The organism is Micrococcus sp. KT16 (genome assembly GCF_003315015.1).
Taxonomy (GTDB): Bacteria; Actinomycetota; Actinomycetes; order Actinomycetales; family Micrococcaceae; genus Micrococcus; species Micrococcus luteus.
This window is the reverse complement of record NZ_QNRG01000006.1, coordinates 52565-74014: the sequence shown is the minus strand read 5'-3', so window position 1 is coordinate 74014 and position 21450 is coordinate 52565. Positions and strand designations below refer to the sequence as shown.

The window sequence follows — 21450 nt, the reverse complement described above, 5'->3', positions numbered from 1 at the left end:
CGCGCCCCCATGCACCACCGACGCACAGAAGGAACAGAAGGAGCCGCCCCCATGACCCAGTCCACTCCGCAGCAGTCCACCCCCCAGCACACCGCCGCGCAGCAGCCGGCCCCGTACGGCCGCCCCGGCGCCGGCGGCCCCGCCCTCCCGCAGGCCGACTACCGCATCCTGCGCTCCGTCCCGGCCTACGCCGAGGCCCAGGCCCTCGTGGACCAGCTCTCCGACGCCGGGTTCCCCGTGGAGCGCGTGCGCATCGTGGGCACCGGGCTGCGCTCCGTGGAGCAGGTCCTGGGCCGGATGACCACCGGCAAGGCCGCCGTCCGCGGCGGGCTGCAGGGCCTGTGGTTCGGCCTCCTGCTCGGCCTGCTCTTCTCGATCTTCGCCCCCGGCTTCGGGTTCCTCTGGATCCTGCTGATCTCCCTGGGCCTGGGCGCCCTGTGGGGGGCCGTCTTCGGGGCGATCGGCCACGCGGCCACCGGCGGCAGGCGCGACTTCACGTCCCTGCAGACCATGGAGGCCGAGTCGTACGACGTGCTGGTCGAGGCCTCCCACCTGGACCAGGCCGGTCAGCTCCTCGGCGCGGACCCCGGCACCGCGGCCACGCCGCGCGCCTGAGCCCCGGCCCGCCCCGTCGTCGTCGCTCTGGTAAGGTGGACCGGTCTGGCAGGCGCTGCGCCCCGGACGCATCCCCCTCGAACGGTCCACGGGACACCCGCGTGCCCGGTCGAGGGACGCGCAGCGCATCAGTGGATGACGGGCGGCGGCACGCCCCTCAGCTCTCCTCAGGATCGCGGGGAGGCCAGGTTCGAGTCCCCTTGACCCGTGTGCCCCGGCGCGCGGACGAGACCTCGAGACAAACCCGAACCGTGCCGCACGTCAAGGAAAGGCAGGTCCACCATGAGTGGCAACCTTCGCACCCGCCGCACCGTGCGGCACTCCCGCGCCCTGGGCATCGCGCTGACCCCCAAGGCCGAGAAGTACATGGAGCGTCGTCCGTACGGCCCCGGCCAGCACGGCCGTGCCCGCCGCAAGCAGGACTCGGACTACGCGGTGCGCCTCAAGGAGAAGCAGCGTCTGCGCGCCCAGTACAACATCCGCGAGGCCCAGATGCGCCGCTACTTCGAGGAGGCCAAGCGCACCGCCGGCCTGACCGGTGAGAACCTGGTCGAGCTCCTCGAGCAGCGCCTCGACGCCCTCGTGCTGCGTGCCGGCTTCGCCCGCACCATCCAGCAGGCCCGTCAGCTCGTCGTGCACCGCCACATCCTGGTGGACGGCAAGCGCGTGGACGTCCCCTCGTTCCGCGTGAAGGAGGGCCAGATGATCCACGTGCACGAGCGCTCGGAGAAGATGGTCCCCTTCCAGCTGGCCGCCGCCGGCGCCCACCAGCAGGTCCTGCCCGCCACCCCGGGCTACCTGACCGTGGAGATCGACAAGCTGCGCGCCACCCTCACCCGTCGCCCGAAGCGCTCCGAGGTCCCCGTGACCTGCGAGGAGCAGCTCGTGGTCGAGTACTACGCGCGCTGATCCGCCGCGGCCGGGTCCGTCCCGGACGACGGCGCCCCGCGCGTCCCGCAGGCCCGGTCACCTCTCGGAGGTGACCGGGCCTGCGGCGTCCCCCGGGCCCGCCGCCGGGGATCGGCGCCGCGCCCGGTAAGGTGGGGCCGGAATCCCTGCCGTCCGAAGGAGGCCCCCGCCATGCTCCGCTCGCTGCTGCTCGTCGGCGCCGGCGCCGCATCCGGCTGGTTCGCACACCGCGCCCTCGGCGACCGTGCCCACCCGGCCACCGACGCGACCGACGCGCCGACGTCTGACCCTGGCTCCGCGGGGGGGCGCGCGGGGTTCTCCGCCCGCCTGGACCCGGAGCGTCTGGCCCGCCAGGCCGGTGAGGCCGCCGCCGACGCCGCGGCGGCCGCCCTGCAGGACGGTGCCCGGCGCCTGGCCGAGCGCGTCCGCGCCGAGGCCCCCTGGGCCGCGCCCTACCTGCCCCACACGGGGCCGATCATCTCCGGGGAGACCGTGGAGCCGCCGTCGCACGGCGCCGCCCGCCCCCAGACCACCACCACGCAGAAGGACACCCCCGCATGAAGTCCCAGGAGATCGCCCGCCGCTGGACCGCCTTCTTTGAGTCCAGGGGGCACCGCGTGGTGCCGTCGGCGTCGCTCGTCTCGCCGGATCCGTCGCTGCTGTTCACGGTGGCCGGCATGGTCCCGTTCATCCCGTACTTCCTGGGGGAGCAGACCCCGCCGAGCCCGCGCGTCGTCTCGGTGCAGAAGTGCATCCGCACCGCGGACATCGAGGAGGTCGGCAAGACCGTCCGCCACGGCACCTTCTTCCAGATGTGCGGCAACTTCTCCTTCGGCGACTACTTCAAGGAGACGGCCATCCCGATGGCCTGGGAGCTGCTGACGTCCTCGGTCGAGGACGGCGGCTTCGGCCTGGACCCCGAGCGCCTCTGGGTCACCGTGTACCGCGAGGACGACGAGGCCGAGCGCATCTGGCGCGAGGACGTGGGCGTCCGTCCCGAGCGCATCCAGCGCATGGGCAAGGACGACAACTACTGGAACACCGGCCAGCCCGGCCCGGGCGGCCCCTGCTCGGAGATCTTCTACGACCGCGGCCCCGCGTACGGCGTCGACGGCGGCCCGGCCGCGGACGACACCCGCTACATCGAGATCTGGAACCTCGTGTTCATGCAGTACCGCCTCTCCGCGGTGCGCTCGAAGGACGACTTCGACATCGCCGGCGAGCTCGAGCACAAGAACATCGACACCGGTCTCGGCCTCGAGCGGCTCGCCATGATCCTCCAGGGTGTGGAGAACATGTACGAGACGGACCAGGTCCGCCCCGTGCTCGACCGCGCCGCGCAGCTGGCCGGCCGCTCCTACACCTCCACCGAGGACCCGGCCGACCCGCACTACGACGACGACGTCCGCCTGCGCATGGTGGCCGACCACGTGCGCTCGGCCCTGATGCTGATCAGCGACGGCGTGCGCCCCGGCAACGAGGGCCGCGGCTACGTGCTGCGCCGCCTCATCCGCCGCGTCGTCCGCGCCCTGCGCCTGATGGGCGTCACCGAGCCCGTTTTCCCTGAGCTGCTGCCGGTCTCCCGGGACGCGATGAAGGGCACCTACCCGGTGGTCGCGGACGAGTTCGAGCGCATCTCCCGGATCGCCTACGCCGAGGAGAAGGCGTTCCTGCGGACCATCGCCGCGGGCACGGCCCGCCTCGACGCCGCGGTGGGCCAGGCCCGCTCGGCGGGCGGCGGCATCGCGGGCCCGGACGCGTTCGAGCTGCACGACACCTACGGCTTCCCGATCGAGCTGACGCTGGAGATCGCGGAGGAGGCCGGCGTCGCCGTGGACGAGGCCGGGTTCCGCGCCCTCATGGCCGAGCAGCGCGACCGCGCCCGCGCGGACGCCAAGGCCAAGAAGGCCGGCCACACGGACACCGCCGTGTACCAGCGCCTGCGCGCCGAGGGCCAGACCCACTTCACCGGCTACACCGAGCACACCACCGAGTCCGTGGTGCGCGGCCTGCTGCAGAACGGCGAGGAGGTCGCGTCCGCCGGCGCCGGCACGGAGCTCGAGCTCGTCCTGGACGCCACGCCGTTCTACGCGGAGTCCGGCGGCCAGGCCGCGGACACCGGCCTGATCACCGGCGACGGCTTCCGCCTCGAGGTGCTCGACGTGCAGGCCCCCGTGAAGGGGCTGTCCGTGCACAGGGTCAAGGTCCTCGACGGCGAGGTCGCCGCCGGCGCGCAGGCCCTCGGCGCGATCGACCTGCAGCGCCGCCTCGACGGCGAGAAGGCCCACTCCGGCACCCACCTGGTGCACGCCGCACTGCACCAGATCCTCGGCCCCGAGGCCACCCAGTCCGGCTCCTTCAACAAGGAGGGCTACCTGCGCTTCGACTTCCGCTGGGCCGAGGCGCTCTCGGCCGGGGCCCGCTCCGAGGTCGAGGACGTGGTGAACATCGCCATCCGCGACGACCACGCCGTGCTCACCCAGGAGATGAGCCTCGAGGAGGCGCGCGCACTCGGCGCGATGAGCCTGTTCGGCGAGAAGTACGGCGACCGGGTGCGCGTCGTGGAGATCGACGGCGCCTGGTCCCGCGAGCTGTGCGGCGGCACCCACGTGGGCCGCACCGCGCAGATCGGCTCGCTGACCCTGCTCGGCGAGCAGTCCGTGGGCTCGGGCAACCGCCGCGTCGAGGCGCTCGTCGGCCTGGACTCGTTCCGCCACCTCGCCGCGGAGCGCACCCTCGTCTCCGAGCTCTCGGAGATGTTCAAGGCCCCGGCCGAGGAGCTCAAGGACCGCATCGGCGCCACCCTGGACCGGCTCAAGGCGGCCGAGAAGCAGGTCGCGGAGCTGCGGGCCCAGGCGCTGCAGGCCCAGGCCGGGCAGCTCGCCGGGCAGGCCCAGGACGTCACGACGTCCGCCGGGACGTCGGTGCGGGTGCTGGCGCACCACGTCGGCGACGTGGCCGGGGACCAGCTGCGTTCCCTCGTGCTGGACCTGCGCGCCCGGATCGAGTCGGCCGGCGGCAACGCGGCGGGCACGCCCGTGCTCGTGGCCCTCACGGCCGAGGCCAAGGGCCGGCCCCTCGTGGTCGTGGCGACCAACGAGGCCGCCCGCGCGGCCGGCCTCAAGGCGGGCGCCATGGTCAAGACCGCCACCGGCGTGCTCGGCGGCGGGGGCGGAGGCAAGGACGACGTCGCCCAGGGCGGCGGCCAGGACGTCACGCGCGTCGGGGACGCGCTCGAGGCCGTCGTCGCCGCGGTGCGCGCGGCCTGAGGCGGACGTGAGCGCAGGTCAGGACGGGGCCGCCGTGGCGAGCGACGCCGTGCGCCGGGGGCGCACCCTCGGCGTCGACGTCGGACGTGCCCGCGTGGGCGTCGCGTCGGCCGACCCCGACGGCCTGATCGCCACCCCCGTGGCCACCCTGCGGCGGGATGCGCGTCGACGTCGTGACGTGGACGAGCTCGTCGCCCACGCACGCGAGCTCGACGTCGTCGCCGTGTACGTCGGCCTGCCGGTGAATCTGCGGGGCGAGCACACGCCGTCCACGCAGGACGCCCTCGACTACGCGGACGCCGTCGCCGCCGCCCTGGTCGAGGCGGGCCACCCCGTGCCGGTCCGGCTCGTCGACGAGCGGCTCAGCACGGTCTCCGCGCAGGCCGGACTGCGGGCCGCGGGCCGGTCCGTCAAGTACAGCCGCGGCGTGATCGACCAGGCGGCCGCCGTCGCGATCCTGCAGGCCGCCGTGGACGAGCAGCGCCGCACCGGCCGCTGGGCCGGCCAGGACCGGGAGCAGATCCGGTGACCGGCGACCACCAGCACGCGCGGCGTGAGGACCACTGGGACGATCTGCTCGGCGACGAGGCCGACGTCCACGACGACCTCGACGTGTTCGGCTTCGCCCACGGCGAGGCGGACGAGGCCGATCTCGGCGTCCCGTCCCAGCCGGTCGACGCGGCCGGCCCATGCCGGCCCCGCACGTTCCTGCGTCGCCGGGGCTCCGGGTCCCACCCGGCCCCGCGGGTCGATCGCGGCGCCGGCCGGCGGCGGACCGCGCTGGTGCTGGGCACGGTGCTCGTGGCGTTCGCCGTCGTGGTCGGGCTGATCGTGCGCGGGTTCCTGGGCGGCCCCGACCACACGGCCGTCGAGGGCGACGAGGTGACGTTCTCGGTGGAGCCGGGCGAGGACCTGGGCTCCGTGGCGGCCCGCCTGGACCGGGCCGGCATCGTGGCCTCCGCCCGTGCGTTCGAGCGCGCCGCCAGGGACACGGGCAGCGGTCTCGTGCGCTCGGGGGACTTCGTGCTGCGCGAGCGGATGCCCGCGGCCGAGGCCCTCGCGGTGCTCCAGGGCGCCGCGGACGGGGCCGTGCACTACGTGCTCGTGGAGCGCGGCCGGCGACTCACCGAGGTGCTGGACGCCGTCGCCGAGGCCACGGGGCTGCCCCGCGAGGAGCTCGAGGCCGCCGCCCACGACCCGACCCGCTACGGCGTCCCCGGGGAGGCGGGCACGCTCGAGGGCTGGCTCGACGCGGGGGAGTACCGCCTCCCCGTCGACGCCACCGCCGAGCAGGTGCTCGACTCCCTGATCCGGCCCACCCTCGCCGAGCTCGACGCCCTCGACGTCCGCGACCCGGCCGAGCAGCAGCGCCTGCTCACGATCGCCTCCATCCTCGAGGCGGAGGCCCTGCCCCAGGACTACCGGCAGGTCGCCGGCGCCATCGAGAACCGCCTCGCCCCGGACAACACCGAGACGCGCGGGCTCCTGCAGATCGACGCCACCGTCACGTACGGCCTCGGCGTGCGCAGCCTCAGCTTCACCTCGGGCCAGCGCCAGGACGCGTCGAACCCCTACAACACGTACGTGCACCCGGGCCTGCCGCCGGGTCCGATCGGCATGCCCTCCGACGCGGCCGTCGAGGCCGCCCTCGACCCGGCCGAGACGGACGCCTACTACTGGGTGACCACGGACATCGGCACCGGCCACACCGAGTTCTCCCGCACCTATGAGGAGCACCAGCAGCACGTGCGCACCCTGCAGCGCTACTGCGCCTCCAATCCGGGGGTGTGCTGATGCGCCCCACGCTGCGCGCGGCGGTCCTGGGCCGGCCGATCGCCCACTCGCTCTCCCCGGTGCTGCACGCGGCCGGCTACCGGGTCCTCGGCCTCGACGTCGACTACGGCCGCCGAGACCTGGGCGAGGACGAGGTGCTCGCCTTCGCGGCCGAGCACCTCGGCGCCCCGGGCACGGCCGACGGCGGCGCGGCCGCGGCCCGCGGGCAGGACTGGCTCGGCTGCTCCGTCACCATGCCGCTGAAGCGGGCGGTCGTCGCCGCCGCCGGGCACGTCAGCGACCGCGTCCGCCTCCTGGGCACCGCGAACACCCTCGTGCGCGACCACCCCTCCGCGCCCGGGGTCGTCCACGCCGAGAACACGGACGTGGACGGCATCCTCGGCGCCCTCGCCGCGGCCGGCCTCGACCGTGCCGCCCGGGGCGGGACCGTCGGCGTCCTCGGGAACGGGGGGACCGCGACGGCGGCCGTCCTCGCCGCCGCCACGCTCGGCGCGGACGCGGTGCTCTTCGGCGTCCGCGACCCCGCCCGCGCCGCCGAGGTGACGGCCCTGGCCGACGCGCTCGGGCTGCGCTGGGCGACCCTGACCCAGGCGGATCTGCTCCGGCGGGCGCCGGGGCTGCGTGCCGTCGTCGCCACCCTGCCGCCGCGCGCCGCGGACGCCCTGGCCGCACACGTGCCGGCCGGCGCCGCCCTGCCGCCCCTGCTGGACGCGGCCTACGACCCGTGGCCCTCCGTGCTGGCGTCCGCCTGGTCCCGGGAGGGCGGTCCGGTGGCGTCCGGGCTGTCCATGCTGCTGCACCAGGGCATCGAGCAGGTCCGGCTGTTCACGGCCCGGCCCCGCGCCGCGGCCGGGATGCCCGAGCCGGACTGGGCGGCGGTGACGCGCGCCGCGGCGGACGCCCTGGGACCGGCCGCCGGCTGAGCGTCGAACGCCGGATCCGGTGCGTCCCGTCCGGTCACACGTGACGGCGCGGCGCCCCGTGCGTGAGAGACTGCACGCCATGGTGCGCTGGTTGACAGCGGGGGAGTCTCACGGCCCCGCGCTCACAGGAATCGTAGAGGGACTGCCGGCCGGGATCCCGGTCACGACGCAGGACGTGCAGGACGCGCTCGCGCGCCGCCGCCTGGGGTACGGGCGCGGCGCGCGCATGAAGTTCGAGCAGGACGCGGTGACGATCCTCGGCGGCGTCCGCCACGGCCGCACCCTCGGCTCGCCTGTGGCGATCCAGGTGGGCAACACGGAATGGCCCAAGTGGGAGAAGGTGATGGCCGCCGATCCCGTCCCCGCGGAGGAGCTCGACGGTCTGGCCCGCAACGCGGCGCTCACCCGCCCGCGGCCCGGCCACGCCGACCTGACCGGCATGCAGAAGTACGGCTTCGACGAGGCCCGCCCCCTCCTCGAGCGCGCCTCCGCCCGTGAGACCGCCGCCCGTGTGGCCCTGGGCACCGTCGCCCGCGCCTTCCTCGGCGAGCTCGGCGTGCGGATCGTCTCCCACACCGTGGCCTTCGGGGAGGCCGCCCTGCCGGAGGGCCACCCGTTCCCCGTCCCCGAGGACGAGGCCCGCCTCGACGCCGACCCGGTCCGCTGCCTCGACCCGCAGACCTCCGCGGCGATGGTCGCCGAGGTCGACGACGCCCACCGCGCCGGGGAGACCCTCGGCGGCGTCGTGGAGGTGCTGGCGTACGGCGTGCCGATCGGCCTGGGCTCCCACGTCCACTGGGACCGCCGCCTCGACGCGCGGCTGGCGGGGGCGCTCATGGGCATCCAGGCGATCAAGGGCGTGCAGGTCGGCGACGGGTTCGCCACGGCCGCCCGACGCGGCACCGCCGCCCACGACGGGATCGCCCGCGGCGCGGACGGCCGCCCCCGGCGCACGACCGACCGGGCCGGCGGCATCGAGGCCGGCATGTCGACGGGCGAGCTGCTGCGCGTGAGCGCCGCGATGAAGCCGATCGCCACGGTGCCGCGCGCACTGCCCACGGTCGACGTCGCCACGGGCGCGGAGACCACGGCCCACCATCAGCGCTCCGACGTGGCGGCCGTGCCCGCCGCGGGCATCGTCGCCGAGGCCATGGTCGCCCTCGTCCTGGCCGACGCGATGCTCGAGAAGTTCGGCGGCGACTCCGTGGCCGAGACGCGCCGCAACCTCGAAGCGTTCCAGGCCGCGGTCCCCGCCCTGCCGGAGCCGGGCGCCGACGTCGTGGCGGACGGCCCGATGGGCGACCCCCTGCCGTGACCGACACCCCCGGGACCGCGCCGGCCCCGGGACCGGACCCGAGCACGCGTCCCGTCCCCGGGCCCGTCACCGTGTGCCCGTGGGAGGGCATGATCGGTGCCCTCGAGGCGCGCCTGACGGCCGCGGCCACGGTGGCCGCCGCGGCCGACGAGGACCCGGCCGCGCGCCCGGCCCGCCGGATCGTCCTCGTCGGCCCGATGGGGGCCGGGAAGACGACGGTCGGCCGGGCCCTGGCCGCCGTGACCGGGCTGCCCTTCGTGGACTCCGACGAGCTGTTCACCCAGGTGCACGGCCCGATCCCGGAGTTCTTCGCCGAGCACGGCGAGGCCGCGTTCCGGGCGGAGGAGGCGCGCGTCATCGGCCATGTGCTCGGCCGACCCGCCCCGTGCGTCCTCTCGTGCGGCGGCGGCGCCGTCCTGCATCCGGGCACCCGCCGCGCGCTGGCCGGGCCGGACTCCGACGTCGTCTACCTCGCGGTCGGAGAGGAGGAGGCGCTGCGCCGCGTGGGCGGCGGCGCGGGCCGCCCCGTCCTGGCCGGAGACCCCGCCGGGACCTGGCGGCGCATCCTCGCCGAACGCGAGGGGCTGTACCGCGAGGTCGCCGACCTCGTGCTCGACACCACAGGCCTGACGGCCGCCGAGGCGGCCTGGCGTATCGTGGGGGACGCCCACCGCCCCCGAAGGAGTGAGTCACACCCATGACCGACCGTGAGCCGGACATCACCGAGCAGGAGACCCCGGGGGCGGCGCCCGCGGCCGCTCCGGCCGCACCCGAGGACGTGACGGTCATCCCCGTGGCCGGCGGCCACGAGGCGGCCGTGCACGGCGGCTACGACGTGGTGGTGGGCCGGGGCCTGCTCGCGCGCCTGCCGGACATGCTCGGCCCGACCGTCCGACGCGTGCTGGTCATCCATCCGCGCGCCCTCCGGGCCACCGGCGACGTCGTCAAGAACGACCTCGAGGCCGTGGGCCTGACCGCACTGACCGCCGAGATCCCGGACGCCGAGGAGGGCAAGCACCTGCAGGTGGCCGGGTTCTGCTGGCAGGTGCTCGGCCAGAACGACTTCACCCGGTCGGACGCGATCGTCTCCGTGGGCGGCGGCGCCGTGTCCGACCTGGCCGGCTTCGTGGCGGCCACGTGGCTGCGCGGCGTCCGCGTCGTGCACATGCCCACCACCCTGCTGGGCATGGTGGACGCGGCGGTGGGCGGCAAGACCGGCATCAACACCGCCGAGGGCAAGAACCTGGTGGGGGCGTTCCACAATCCGGCCGGCGTGCTGGCGGACCTGGACACGCTGCTCACCCTGCCGGCCAACGAGCTGATCTCCGGCCTGGCCGAGGTCGTGAAGTGCGGCTTCATCGCCGACCCCGCGATCCTCGACCTCATCGAGGAGGACCCGGCCCAGGCCCAGAACCCGCACTCCGCGCGGCTGCGCGAGCTGATCGAGCGTTCGATCCGGGTCAAGGCGGACGTCGTCTCCCGCGACCCCCGCGAGTCGGGCGCCCGCGAGGCGCTGAACTACGGCCACACGATGGGGCACGCGATCGAGCTCGCCGAGCGCTACCAGTGGCGCCACGGCGCCGCGGTGTCCGTGGGGCTGGTCTTCGCGGCCGAGCTGGCCCGCTCCCTCGGCCGGCTCGACGACGCCACCGCGGACCGCCACTGGTCGGTGCTGACGGCCCTGGGCCTGCCCGTCTCCTACCGCGGGGACCGGTGGCAGACCCTGCTCGAGGGCATCCGCCGGGACAAGAAGAACCGCGGCGACCAGCTGCGCTTCGTCCTGCTGGACGGGCTCGCGCAGCCCACCACCGTGGACATCCCGGACGCGTCCCTGCTCTTCGCGGCGTACCAGGAGATCGCAGAGTGAGCCGCCGCTGACCCCGGCCCCGCGCGGGGCCTCCCGTAGACTGGCCCGCGCACATCCAAGACCCCACCCACTGCAGGCGGACCCGTGACGGTCCGCGAGACCGATCGGGAGCACACACGTGGCAACGAGCAACGACATCAAGAACGGCGCCGTCCTGAAACTGGAGGGCCAGCTCTGGAACGTCACCGAGTTCCAGCACGTCAAGCCGGGCAAGGGCGGCGCGTTCGTCCGCACCAAGATGAAGAACATCACCACGGGCAAGGTCGTGGACAAGACCTTCAACGCCGGCGCCAAGGTCGAGTTCGCCACCGTCGACCGCTCCGACTACCAGTACCTCTACCAGGACGGCGCGGACTACGTGTTCATGGACGTCAAGGACTACGACCAGATCACCGTGCCCGGGGCCGTGGTCGGCGACGCCGCGAAGTACATGCTCGAGAACACCCAGGTGGTCATCGCCCTGCACGAGGGCACGCCGCTGTACCTCGAGATGCCGGCGTCCGTGGTCCTGGAGATCACCTACACCGAGCCGGGCCTGCAGGGGGACCGCTCGTCCGCCGGCACCAAGCCCGCCACCGTGGAGACCGGCGCCGAGATCCAGGTGCCGCTCTTCGTCGAGCAGGGCACCCGCGTCAAGGTCGACACCCGCACCGGCGACTACCTCGGCCGCGTCAATGACTGAGCGGGCCTCCGCCGGCTCCGCTGCCAAGCGGGGGACCACGGCGCGCAGCCGCTCCCGGCAGCGTGCGGTGGAGATCCTGTTCGAGGCCGAGCAGCGCGGATCCACCGTGCTGGAGGGCATCCGCACCCGCCGCGAGAGCACCGATCTGCAGGTGAACGCCTACACCCAGCGGCTCGTGGAAGGCGTCATCGCGGACCAGGAGCGGCTCGACGAGGCCCTGAGCTCCTACTCCCGCGGCTGGTCCCTGGACCGCATGCCCGCCGTCGACCGGGCGATCCTGCGCGTGGGGGCCTGGGAGCTGCTGTTCCAGGACGACGTGCCGGACGCCGTCGCCATCTCGGAGGCCGTCGCCCTGGCCGCCCAGCTGTCCACGGACGACTCGCCCGAGTTCGTCAACGGTCTGCTCGGCCGCCTGCAGCAGGTCAAGCCGACGCTGCTCGCCTGAGCGGCCGAGAGCTCCGTCACGAGGCCCGTCCCGCACCGCGTCATCCGCGCCGTGGGGCGGGCCTCGCTGGTAGAGTCGGCGACGTCCCGCGCGGGGGCCCACCGGCGCCCCGGGACGAACCACGCATCCTTTAAGAGCCGTCCTGTGAGGCGGGGAAGGAGGCGCCGGCATGGGAACTGACCCCGCCGCACCTCGTGCTGCCCGGACCGTGCTGTCCACGTCCGAGATCGACCGGGCGCTGACCCGGATCGCCCACGAGATCCTCGAGTCCAACAAGGGCGCCGAGGGTCTCGTCCTGATGGGGATCCCGCGCCGCGGGGCCCCCCTGGCCCGGCGGCTCGGCGCCCTGCTGGCCCGCATCGAGCCGGCCTTCGACCCCACCGCCGCCGTCGGTGAGGTGGACGTGACGCTCTACCGGGACGACCTCCGCCGCGGCACGGCCCGCACCCCGATGCCCACCCGCCTGCCCGAGGTCCCCCTCGACGGCGCCGTCGTCGTGCTCGTGGACGACGTCCTCTTCTCCGGCCGCACCGTCCGGGCCGCCCTCGACGCGATCGCCGACCTGGGCCGCCCCGCCGCCGTGCGCCTGGCCGTCCTCGTGGACCGCGGGCACCGCGAGCTGCCCGTCCGGGCCGACTTCGTGGGCAAGAACCTGCCGACCTCCACCGCCGAGCGCGTCCAGGTCCGGCTCATGGAGGTCGACGGCCCCGAGGGCACCGGCGAGGTCACTGAGGACGCCGTGAGCATCGTCGACCGTGTCGCGACCCGGGAGGGTTGAGCCGTGCGCCACCTGCTGTCCACCGCCGACCTCTCCCGCGCCGACGCCCTCGCCGTCCTCGACACCGCCGAGGAGATGGCCGCCGTCAACCAGCGCGAGGTCAAGAAGCTGCCCGCCCTGCGCGGCCGCACCGTGGTGAACCTCTTCCTCGAGGACTCCACCCGCACCCGCATCTCCTTCGAGGCCGCCGCCAAGCGGCTCTCTGCGGACGTGATCAACTTCTCCGCGAAGGGATCGTCCGTCTCCAAGGGGGAGTCGCTCAAGGACACCGTCCAGACGCTCGAGGCCATCGGCGCGGACGCCATCGTGATGCGCCACTGGTCCTCGGGCGCGGCCCGCCAGCTGGCCGACTCCGGCTGGGTGCGCTCCGCCGTCGTGAACGCCGGCGACGGCACCCACGAGCACCCCACCCAGGCCCTCCTGGACGCCTTCACCCTGCGCCGGCGCCTCGCCGCGGCGACGGGAGAGGACCTGGTCGGCCGGGACCTGACCGGCATGCGCGTGGTGATCGTGGGGGACATCCTGCACTCGCGCGTGGCCCGGTCCAACGTGTGGCTGCTCAGCACGCTGGGCGCACAGGTCACCCTGGCCGCGCCGCCCACCCTGCTGCCCGTGGGCGTGGCCGCGTGGCCGTGCCAGGTCACCTACTCGCTGGACGAGGCCCTCGACGCCGGCCCCGACGCCGTCATGATGCTCCGCGTCCAGGCCGAGCGGATGGGCGGCGCCTTCTTCCCGTCCGCGGGGGAGTACACCCGGACCTGGGGGCTGACCGACGACCGCTTCGCCCGCCTCACCGCCGGCCGCGGCGCCCTGCTCGACGAGCCCGTGGTCATGCACCCCGGCCCGATGAACCGCGGCCTGGAGATCAGCCCGGCGGCGGCGGACTCGCCCCGCAACACCGCCCTCGAGCAGGTCGCCAACGGCGTGTCTGTCCGCATGGCGGTCCTGCACCTCGTCCTCAACCACGACCAGGAGGTCCGCCCGTGAGCGCCCCCAGCCCCGCCCCCCTGCTGCTGCGCAGTGCGCGCCTGACCACGGGTGAGACCGCCGACGTGCTCGTCGCCGAGGGCCGGATCGCCGCCCTCGGCCCGGACGCCGCGGCCCACGCCGCCGGCCTCGACCCGGCCCCCGAGGAGGTCGACTGCGCCGGCCTGGTGCTGCTGCCCGGGCTCGTCGACCTGCACACCCATCTGCGCCAGCCCGGCAAGGAGGATGCAGAGACGGTCGAGACCGGCACCCGCGCCGCCGCGATGGGCGGCTTCACCTCGGTCCACGCGATGGCCAACTCGACGCCGACGGCGGACACCGCCGGCGTGGTGGAGCAGGTGTGGCGGCTGGGCCGGGACGCGGGCTGGTGCGATGTGCACCCCGTGGGCGCGGTGACCGTGGGCCTGGCCGGCGAGGCCCTGGCCGACCTCGGCGCGATGGCCGACTCGCAGGCCCGCGTGCGGATGTTCTCCGACGACGGCATGTGCGTCCACGACGCCGTGCTGATGCGCCGTGCGCTCGAGTACGTGAAGTCCTTCGGCGGCTTCGTGGCCCAGCACGCGCAGGAGCCGAACCTCACCGCCGGCGCCCAGATGAACGAGTCCGAGCTCTCCGGCGTCCTCGGCCTGGCCGGCTGGCCCGCCGTGGCGGAGGAGGCCATCATCGCCCGTGACGTGCTGCTGGCCCAGCACGTGGACTCCCGCCTGCACGTGTGCCACGTCTCCACGGCCGGCTCCGTCGAGCTGATCCGCTGGGCCAAGGCCCAGGGCGTGGCCGTGACCGCCGAGGTCACCCCGCACCACCTGCTGCTCACCGAGGAGCTCGTCCGCTCCTACGACCCCGTGTTCAAGGTCAATCCGCCGCTGCGCCGCGAGTCCGACGTGATGGCCCTGCGCGCCGGGCTGGCCGACGGCACCATCGACACCGTGGGCACCGACCACGCCCCACACACCGCCGAGACCAAGCAGTGCGAGTGGACGGTCGCGGCGATGGGCATGACGGGCCTCGAGACCGCCCTGTCCGTGGTGCAGCAGGCGATGGTGGACACCGGCCTGATGGACTGGGCCGGCGTCGCCCGCGTGATGTCCACGGCGCCGGCCCGGATCGCCGGCCTGACCGACCAGGGCCAGGCCGACGAGCGCGGCGTCCCGCGCGTCGGCGCGGTGGCCAACCTCGTGCTCGTGGACGCGCAGGCCCGCCGCACCGTGGACCCCGAGCAGCACCTGACCAAGTCCCGCAACAGCCCGTACCGGGGCATGGAGCTGCCGGGCGCGGTGCGCCACACGGTCTATCGCGGTGCCCGCGTCGTCGCCGACGGCGCCCCCGCCCGGCCGTACCGCCACCCGGCCCTGACGGAGACGGGGGAGCGCGCGTGAGCATCACCTCCCTGGCCGCCGCCCTGGCGGCCCGTCCCGTCCCGCCGCGGACCCCGACGAAGGACTACGCGGACGTGTGGCTGCCGGTGACCCTGGGCACCCTGGCCGTCGTCCTCGTGCTGCTCGGCCTGCTGGCCCTCGGGTGGCGGGCCCGCCGCCGGGCGCAGGCCGGGATCCCGGCCCCGGCCCCCGTGCCGACGGCCCTCTACGACGCCGAGCCGACGCTGTCCGCGGAGGGCATGCACGTGGGCACGGTGCGCGGCGAGGACCGACTGGACCGCGTGGCGGTGCACGGCCTGGGCCTGCGCTCGCGCGCCGTCCTCGAGGTCCACGACGCCGGCACCCACCGCGGCCTGCTCGTGCTCCGCCCCGGGGCCGCCAACCTGTTCATCCCCGCGGACGACCTCGTCGAGGCCGGCCTGTCCGCGGGGATCGCCGGCAAGTTCGTCGAGCCGGGCGGGCTCGTCGCCTGGGGCTGGCGCCTCGGCGACGTGGAACTCACCTCCGCCTTCCGCCCCGACCGCCCCGAGGACCGCGACCGGCTCCTCGCCGCCCTGCAGACCATCATCGACCCCGCCCCGGCCGACCCGGCCGGCCGCGCAGGAGAAGGAGACCCCCGATGAGCACCCCCACCGACGACCTGGCCCTGCTCGTCCTCGAGGACGGCACCGTCCACCGCGGCCGGGCCTACGGCGCCCGCGGCCGCACCCTGGGCGAGGCCGTGTTCACCACGGGCATGACCGGCTACCAGGAGACCCTCACCGACCCGTCCTACGCGGGGCAGATCATCGTGCAGACCTCCCCGCACATCGGCAACACCGGGGTCAACGACGCCGACCGCGAGTCGCGGGCGATCTTCGCCGCCGGCTACGTGGTCCGCGACGCGGCCCGGCGTCCGTCCAACTGGCGCGCCGAGCGCACCCTCGACGAGGATCTCGAGGCGTTCGGCGTCGTCGGGATCCGCGAGGTCGACACCCGGGCCGTCACCCGCCGCCTGCGCACCGAGGGCTCGATGCGCGCCGGCGTGTTCTCCGGCGAGCTCGCCGCCCGCCCGGAGGCCGAGCTGCTGGCGGAGGTGCGCGCCCAGCCGTCGATGGCCGGCGCCCGCCTCGCGGAGTCCGTCACCACGGAGGAGCCGTACGTCGTCGAGCCGGCCGAGCACGGCTGGGAGGGCGAGCCGATCGCCGAGATCGCCGCCCTCGACCTCGGCATCAAGGCCGCCACGCCGCGGCACCTGGCCTCCCGCGGCATCCGCGTGCACGTGCTGCCCGCGGCCACGGACCTGGCCGGCATCCGCGCCGTGGACCCGGACGGCGTCTTCCTGTCCAACGGCCCCGGCGACCCGGCCACGGCAGACGCCCAGGTGGAGCTGCTGCGCGAGGTCCTCGACGCCGGCCTGCCGTTCTTCGGCATCTGCTTCGGCAACCAGATCTTCGGCCGCGCGCTCGGCTTCGACACCTACAAGCTGAAGTTCGGCCACCGCGGCCCGAACCAGCCGGTGCTGGACAAGGCCACGGGCCGCGTGGCCATCACCTCCCAGAACCACGGCTTCGCCGTGGACGCCCCCCTCGGCGAGCCGATCGAGGCGCCGGAGTCGCGCTTCGGCCGCGTCGAGGTCTCCCACTGGTCCCTGAACGACCAGGTCGTCGAGGGCCTGCGCCTGCTCGACCGGCCCGCCTTCTCCGTGCAGTTCCACCCGGAGTCCGCGGCCGGCCCCAACGACACCCTCGACCTGTTCGACCGCTTCGTGCAGCTGCTCACCGAGCACCGCGCCGCCACCACCCCCGCCACCGAAGGAGCCTGATCCATGCCCAAGCGCACCGACCTGAAGTCCGTCCTGGTCATCGGCTCCGGCCCCATCGTGATCGGCCAGGCCGCCGAGTTCGACTACTCCGGCACCCAGGCCATCCGCGTCCTCAAGGAGGAGGGCGTCCGCGTCGTCCTCGTCAACTCCAACCCGGCCACGATCATGACCGACCCGGAGCTGGCCGACGCCACCTACGTCGAGCCCATCACCCCGGCCGTGGTCGCCAAGATCATCGAGAAGGAGCGCCCGGACGCCCTGCTGCCCACCCTGGGCGGCCAGACGGCGCTGAACACCGCCATCGCCCTCGACAAGGACGGGGTGCTCGAGCGCTTCGGCGTCGAGCTGATCGGCGCGAACATCGAGGCCATCGAGCTCGGCGAGAACCGCGAGCTGTTCAAGGGCGTCGTGGAGCGTGCCGGCGGCGAGTCCGCCCGGTCCCACATCGTGCACACGATGGAGGAGGCCCTGGCCGCCGTCGAGGACCTGAAGTACCCCGTGGTGGTGCGCCCCTCGTTCACGATGGGCGGCCTCGGCTCCGGCATGGCCTACGACGAGGCCGACCTGTACCGCATCTGCGGCGCCGGCCTGCAGTACAGCCCGACCTCCGAGGTCCTGCTCGAGGAGTCCATCCTCGGCTGGAAGGAGTACGAGCTGGAGATGATGCGGGACAAGAACGACAACGTCGTCGTCGTCTGCTCCATCGAGAACGTGGACCCCGTGGGCGTGCACACCGGCGACTCCATCACCGTGGCCCCGGCCATGACGCTGACGGACCGCGAGTACCAGAAGCTGCGGGACATCTCGATCAACGTCATCCGCGAGGTCGGCGTGGACACCGGCGGCTGCAACATCCAGTTCGCGGTGAACCCCGTGGACGGGCGCGTCGTCGTCATCGAGATGAACCCGCGCGTCTCCCGCTCCTCGGCGCTGGCCTCGAAGGCCACCGGCTTCGCGATCGCCAAGATCGCCACCAAGCTGGCCCTGGGCTACACGATGGACGAGATCCCCAACGACATCACCCAGAAGACCCCGGCGTCCTTCGAGCCGGTCCTGGACTACGTGGTCGTGAAGGTCCCGCGCTTCGCGTTCGAGAAGTTCCCGGCGGCGGATCCCACGCTGACCACCACCATGAAGTCGGTCGGCGAGGCCATGGCCATCGGCCGCAACTTCACGGAGGCCCTGCAGAAGGCCCTGCGCTCGCTCGAGCAGAAGGGCTCGGAGCTCGCGTTCCCGCAGGACGCCGACCCGCAGGCCCTGCTCGCGGCGGCGAGCACGGCCACCACCGACCGGCTCTCCCAGACCCAGCAGGCGCTCTACGCCGGCGCCACGATCGAGGAGGCCTTCGAGGCCACCGCGATCGACCCGTGGTTCCTGGACCAGTTCGTGCTCATCAACGAGGTCGCGGACGAGATCCGCGACGCCGAGGTCCTCGACGAGGCCCTGCTGCGCCGCGCCAAGCGGCACGGGTTCTCCGACGCCCAGATCGGCTCGCTGCGGCACATGGACGCCGCGGTCGTGCGCGGCGTGCGTCACGCCCTGGGCGTGCGCCCCGTCTACAAGACCGTGGACACCTGTGCCGCCGAGTTCGAGGCCTTCACCCCGTACCGGTACTCCAGCTACGACCTCGAGACCGAGGTCGCCCCGCACGAGGGCGAGTCGGTGATCATCCTCGGCTCGGGCCCGAACCGGATCGGCCAGGGCATCGAGTTCGACTACTCGTGCGTGCACGCCACCATGGCGCTGCGCGAGGCCGGCTACGAGACCGTGATGGTCAACTGCAACCCGGAGACGGTATCCACGGACTACGACATCTCCGATCGCCTCTACTTCGAGCCGCTCACGCTCGAGGACGTCCTGGAGGTCATCGCGGCAGAGGAGGCCTCCGGCGGCGTGCGCGGCGTCTTCGTGCAGCTCGGCGGCCAGACCCCGCTCAAGCTGGCCCAGCAGCTCGCCGACGCCGGCGTGCCGATCCTGGGCACCTCGCCCGCGGCCATCGACCTGGCCGAGCACCGCGGTGAGTTCGCGCTCGTGCTCGAGCGCGCGGGCCTGGTGGCGCCGAAGAACGGCACGGCCGTCTCCTTCGACGACGCCAAGCGCGTGGCGGACGAGATCGGCTACCCCGTGCTCGTGCGCCCCTCCTACGTGCTCGGCGGCCGCGGCATGGAGATCGTGTACTCCGAGGAAGCACTGGCCCACTACGTGGAGCACGCCACGGAGATCACCCCCGACCAGCCGATGCTCGTGGACCGCTTCCTCGAGGACGCGATCGAGATCGACGTCGACGCCCTCTACGACGGCACCGAGCTGTACCTCGGCGGCGTCATGGAGCACATCGAGGAGGCGGGCATCCACTCGGGTGACTCCGCGTGCGTGCTGCCTCCCGTCACCCTGGGCCCGGACGTGCTCGAGCGCGTGCACCGCGCCACCGAGCGGATAGCGGCCGGCGTCGGCGTGCGCGGCCTGATCAACATCCAGTTCGCGCTCGCCTCGGACGTGCTGTACGTGATCGAGGCGAACCCGCGCGCCTCGCGGACCGTGCCGTTCGTCTCGAAGGCCACGGGCGTCCAGCTGGCCAAGGCGGCCGCGCGGATCGGCGTCGGCGAGAGCATCGCCGACCTGCGCGCGGCGGGCATGCTGCCCACGGCGTACGACGGCGGCACCCTGCCGATCGGCGCGCCCGTGGCGGTCAAGGAGGCGGTGCTGCCGTTCACCCGCTTCCGCACCGCGGAGGGCCGCGTGGTCGACTCGCTGCTGGGCCCGGAGATGCGCTCGACGGGCGAGGTCATGGGCATCGACAAGCACTTCGACACCGCGTTCGCCAAGTCCCAGTCCGCCGCCGGCGGCCCGCTGCCCACCTCGGGGCGCGTGTTCGTGTCGGTCGCCAACCGGGACAAGCGCACCCTCGTGGGCCAGGCCAAGCGCCTCGTCGACCTCGGCTTCCAGGTGGTCTCCACCGGCGGCACCGCCGAGGTGCTGCGGCGCAACGGCATCCCCGCGGAGGTCGTGGCGAAGATCGCCGACGCCGGGCACGAGGACGGCGCGGGCACCGTGCTGGAGCAGCTGCACGCCGGCACCGTCGACCTCGTGCTGAACACGCCCTCCGGCGGCGACGCCCGCACGGACGGCTACGAGATCCGCGCGGCCGCGACGTCGCTCGGCGTGCCGGTGATCACGACCACGGCCGAATTCGGGGCGTGCCTGCAGGCCATCGAGGCCATGCGGTCCTACGAGTGGTCCGTCACCTCACTGCAGGAGCACGACGCGCGCCTGCAGCAGGCTGTCGCCGGTCCGGAGGCCGCGGCGTGACCACGACGGCGACGGGCGGCGCGGGGCCCCGCGCCCCCTTCGGGCGGCGGCTGGCCCACGCCATGGAGACGGCCGGTCCGCTGTGCCTCGGCGTGGACCCCCATCCGGGCCTGCTGCGGCAGTGGGGCCTGAGCGACACCCCGGCGGGCCTCGAGGCGTTCTCCCTGACCGCCCTCGAGGCGGCGGTGGGTCCCGAGGGGCCCCGCGTGGCGGCGATCAAGCCCCAGGTGGCGCTGTACGAGCGCCACGGATCGGCCGGCCTGGCGGCCCTGGAGCGGCTGCTCGCGGCCGCCCGGGACGCCGGGGTGCTCACGATCGCGGACGCCAAGCGCGGTGACATCGGCTCCACCATGGACGGCTACGCCGCCGCGTGGATCGCCGACGCCTCGCCCCTGGCCGCGGATGCGGTGACGCTCAGCCCGTACCTGGGTTTCGGCACCCTCGTGCCGACCATCCGCGCCGCCCACGAGGCCGGCCGCGGCGTGTTCGTCCTCGCGCTGACCTCCAATCCGGAGGGCCGCGAGGTCCAGCACGTGGGCGAGGGGTCGGCCGAGGGATCGGTCGCCCGGCGCATCGCCGCGGCGGCGGCCGCCGAGAACGCGGCCCTGCGCGGCGACGACGCGTGGGGGCCGGTGGGACTCGTCTTGGGCGCCACGGTGGCCGCCGAGGCGGACCGCCTCGGCCTGGACCTGCCGGCCCTCGGCGGGCCCCTGCTGGCGCCCGGGTTCGGTGCCCAGGGCGCCACGGCCCGGGGCATGCGGGCCGACTTCGGGACGGCCTGGCCGCAGGTCTTGGCGACCTCGTCCCGCGGCATCCTGAGCGCGGGCCCGTCGGTGGCCTCGCTGGTGGACACGATCGAGGAGAATCGCGCCGCCCTGCGGTGACGCCCGCGTCCTCCCGGCGCGCCCGTGCCGTGTGGACGGGATGGTATCTTCCCTTTCGATCGGCTGTGCTCGTCGTCCTTGACCATGGAAGGGTCACGACGGGGCCGGTGGGGAACGAGAGGCATCGAGGTCAGACCCATGGCGTTGCGGCAGCTCAGTGTGCAGGAGAGGGCGGAGGCCCGGAGGAAGGCCCTCCAGGCCCGCCAGGCGCGGGCGGAGCTCAAGGCGGCCTTCGCCGCCGGTGAGGTCGGCCTGGCCGACATTTTCGCGCGCGCGGACGCCGACGACGCCGTCGCCCGTCTGCGGACCGTGGACCTGCTGCTGGCCCTGCCGGGCGTGGGCGAGGTCCGGACCCGGGAGGCGATGGCGGGGTGCGGCATCTCGCCGCGGCGTCGGCTGGGCGGCCTGGGCCGTCGTCAGCGCGAGGCGCTGATCGCCTATATTGGCCGGTGACCCCCACATCCCGGCGGGTCGGCGCCGGCCCGGGTGACGG

Annotated in this window: 20 protein-coding genes; all 20 read left to right on the top strand. The window is 74.3% G+C overall.

What is annotated here, in order from left to right:
* Positions 1-51 precede the first annotated feature (51 nt).
* The gene (locus DE149_RS07005) at positions 52-615 is read left to right on the top strand and encodes a general stress protein (protein ID WP_020621560.1); all 564 of its coding nucleotides are present in this window, start codon (positions 52-54) and stop codon (positions 613-615) included.
* 282 nt (positions 616-897) lie between these two features.
* Entirely contained in the window at positions 898-1524 is a 627-nt protein-coding gene (gene rpsD, locus DE149_RS07000) for a 30S ribosomal protein S4 (RefSeq protein WP_020621561.1), read from the top strand.
* 171 nt (positions 1525-1695) lie between these two features.
* Complete coding sequence (locus DE149_RS06995) at positions 1696-2085, top strand: hypothetical protein (RefSeq protein WP_020621562.1); 390 nt, start codon at positions 1696-1698, stop codon at positions 2083-2085.
* On the top strand, positions 2082-4793 hold the full coding sequence (alaS, locus tag DE149_RS06990; protein ID WP_113914220.1) for an alanine--tRNA ligase: 2712 nt from the start codon (positions 2082-2084) through the stop codon (positions 4791-4793). Before DE149_RS06995 ends, alaS begins: the two co-directional genes overlap by 4 nt.
* A gap of 7 nt (positions 4794-4800) precedes the next feature.
* Positions 4801-5322 carry a Holliday junction resolvase RuvX gene (ruvX, locus tag DE149_RS06985; RefSeq protein WP_052006958.1) on the top strand — a complete coding sequence of 174 codons (522 nt, stop codon included), beginning with the start codon at positions 4801-4803 and terminating at the stop codon, positions 5320-5322.
* Positions 5319-6587: an endolytic transglycosylase MltG gene (gene mltG, locus DE149_RS06980; RefSeq protein ID WP_113914219.1), complete on the top strand. Its 1269-nt coding sequence runs from the start codon at positions 5319-5321 to the stop codon at positions 6585-6587. The genes ruvX and mltG overlap by 4 nt, the downstream gene beginning before the upstream one ends.
* Positions 6587-7510, top strand: a complete 924-nt coding sequence (locus tag DE149_RS06975) for a shikimate dehydrogenase (RefSeq protein ID WP_113914224.1) — start codon at positions 6587-6589, stop codon at positions 7508-7510. The genes mltG and DE149_RS06975 overlap by 1 nt, the downstream gene beginning before the upstream one ends.
* Before the next feature lie 79 nt (positions 7511-7589).
* A complete protein-coding gene (aroC, locus tag DE149_RS06970) occupies positions 7590-8825 on the top strand; it encodes a chorismate synthase (protein ID WP_036336604.1) in 1236 nt (411 codons plus the stop codon).
* On the top strand, positions 8822-9526 hold the full coding sequence (locus DE149_RS06965; protein ID WP_044659812.1) for a shikimate kinase: 705 nt from the start codon (positions 8822-8824) through the stop codon (positions 9524-9526). Before aroC ends, DE149_RS06965 begins: the two co-directional genes overlap by 4 nt.
* A complete protein-coding gene (aroB, locus tag DE149_RS06960) occupies positions 9523-10692 on the top strand; it encodes a 3-dehydroquinate synthase (RefSeq protein ID WP_081097731.1) in 1170 nt (389 codons plus the stop codon). Before DE149_RS06965 ends, aroB begins: the two co-directional genes overlap by 4 nt.
* A gap of 118 nt (positions 10693-10810) precedes the next feature.
* On the top strand, positions 10811-11374 hold the full coding sequence (efp, locus tag DE149_RS06955) for an elongation factor P (RefSeq protein ID WP_002857030.1): 564 nt from the start codon (positions 10811-10813) through the stop codon (positions 11372-11374).
* Entirely contained in the window at positions 11367-11819 is a 453-nt protein-coding gene (nusB, locus tag DE149_RS06950; protein ID WP_049145306.1) for a transcription antitermination factor NusB, read from the top strand. The genes efp and nusB overlap by 8 nt, the downstream gene beginning before the upstream one ends.
* Positions 11820-11988: 169 nt before the next feature.
* The gene (gene pyrR / locus DE149_RS06945) at positions 11989-12597 is read left to right on the top strand and encodes a bifunctional pyr operon transcriptional regulator/uracil phosphoribosyltransferase PyrR (RefSeq protein WP_036313707.1); all 609 of its coding nucleotides are present in this window, start codon (positions 11989-11991) and stop codon (positions 12595-12597) included.
* A gap of 3 nt (positions 12598-12600) precedes the next feature.
* Positions 12601-13584 (top strand): aspartate carbamoyltransferase catalytic subunit, encoded by a 984-nt coding sequence (locus DE149_RS06940; protein ID WP_036313715.1) that lies wholly within the window; start codon positions 12601-12603, stop codon positions 13582-13584.
* Positions 13581-14960 (top strand): dihydroorotase, encoded by a 1380-nt coding sequence (locus DE149_RS06935; RefSeq protein ID WP_113914218.1) that lies wholly within the window; start codon positions 13581-13583, stop codon positions 14958-14960. Before DE149_RS06940 ends, DE149_RS06935 begins: the two co-directional genes overlap by 4 nt.
* Positions 14957-15583 carry a hypothetical protein gene (locus DE149_RS06930; protein ID WP_113914217.1) on the top strand — a complete coding sequence of 209 codons (627 nt, stop codon included), beginning with the start codon at positions 14957-14959 and terminating at the stop codon, positions 15581-15583. Before DE149_RS06935 ends, DE149_RS06930 begins: the two co-directional genes overlap by 4 nt.
* Entirely contained in the window at positions 15580-16764 is a 1185-nt protein-coding gene (gene carA / locus DE149_RS06925) for a glutamine-hydrolyzing carbamoyl-phosphate synthase small subunit (RefSeq protein ID WP_113914216.1), read from the top strand. The genes DE149_RS06930 and carA overlap by 4 nt, the downstream gene beginning before the upstream one ends.
* Before the next feature lie 3 nt (positions 16765-16767).
* Entirely contained in the window at positions 16768-20073 is a 3306-nt protein-coding gene (gene carB, locus DE149_RS06920) for a carbamoyl-phosphate synthase large subunit (RefSeq protein WP_078025475.1), read from the top strand.
* Positions 20070-20957 (top strand): orotidine-5'-phosphate decarboxylase, encoded by an 888-nt coding sequence (gene pyrF / locus DE149_RS06915; protein ID WP_036336596.1) that lies wholly within the window; start codon positions 20070-20072, stop codon positions 20955-20957. The genes carB and pyrF overlap by 4 nt, the downstream gene beginning before the upstream one ends.
* 138 nt (positions 20958-21095) lie before the next feature.
* Complete coding sequence (gene mihF / locus DE149_RS06910) at positions 21096-21410, top strand: integration host factor, actinobacterial type (protein WP_113914215.1); 315 nt, start codon at positions 21096-21098, stop codon at positions 21408-21410.
* The last annotated feature ends 40 nt before the right edge of the window (positions 21411-21450 follow it).